1 protein-coding gene is annotated in these 1085 nt (G+C 65.0%); it reads right to left on the reverse strand.

The window, feature by feature from the left end:
* Window positions 1–1049 (reverse strand): acyltransferase domain-containing protein (locus ABZ420_RS36025; protein ID WP_357132697.1); only part of this gene is annotated, 1049 nt, incomplete at its 3' end.
* Between the last annotated feature and the right edge of the window lie 36 nt (window positions 1050–1085).

The following is a 1085-nucleotide window of genomic DNA, read 5'->3' on the forward strand; positions in this document are numbered from 1 at the left end:
CGTCGCTGGAACGCATACGCAGGCAACTCGACCCACCGCCCACGCCCCCGCAACACCGACTCCCACTCCACACCCACACCCGACACACCCAACTGTGATAGTGCGTGCAGTGCCGTTTCCGTCTCGTCGCGGTCTTTACCCAGCACGGGCACCGCTACCAGCGGATCGGTCGTCGCGGAGTTGTTGTCGATGTTCTGGGTAATCAAGGAGGTCAGTCCCCCATCGGGACCGGCGATAACAAATCTGGTTGCGTCGGCTCGGCGTAGGGTCTGCAGCCCGTCGGCGAAGCGCACCGTCGCCCCTACATGCTCCACCCAGTACCGGGCCGTGGCCAGATCGGCAGTGGCAAAGCTGCCATCGATGTTCGAGACGATCGGGATCGTGGGCTCGTTGAACGACAGACCGGCGATCGCGGTACCGAATTCGTCGAGCATCGGTCGCATCATCGGAGAGTGAAACGCGTGCGAAACCGGCAACCAACGCACCCGCCGGTGATCGTCTTGTAGGCGTTGCACGACCGCAGCCACGTCCTCACGGGCTCCGGAGATCACTACCGAGTCCGGTCCATTTACTGCGGCGATGGCCACTTGCGAGGTGAGGAGAGGCCGTACCTCAGCTTCGGCTGCTTGGATCGCGACCATCGCCCCGCCCTCGGGCAGCGCCTGCATCAACCGTCCCCGGGCCGCAACCAGCGCCACCGCGTCTTCGAGCGACAGCACACCTGCTGTGTGGGCGGCGTTCACCTCGCCGATCGAGTGCCCGGCCACGAAGTCCACTTGCACGCCCCAGTCCCGCAGGAGCCCGGTCACGCCGACGCCTATGGCGAACAGAGCTGCCTGAGTGAACTGTGTCTGATCGAGTGCGTCGTGATCGTCGCCCCACAATACGTCTCGCAGCGAGCAACTCAGCGCAGAATCCAGCGCGGATACCGTCTCGTCGAATGCTCGCGCGAACGCTGGGAACGTTGCGTGTAGTTGCCGGCCCATGCCCAGCCACTGCGCACCCTGGCCCGGGAACACCAGCACGGTCTTCCCCTGCGGATATGCCACACCCGACACCACACCCGACGCCGGAACCTGCTCGGC

This window comes from Nocardia sp. NPDC005745, assembly GCF_040630775.1.
Classification (GTDB): Bacteria; Actinomycetota; Actinomycetes; order Mycobacteriales; family Mycobacteriaceae; genus Nocardia.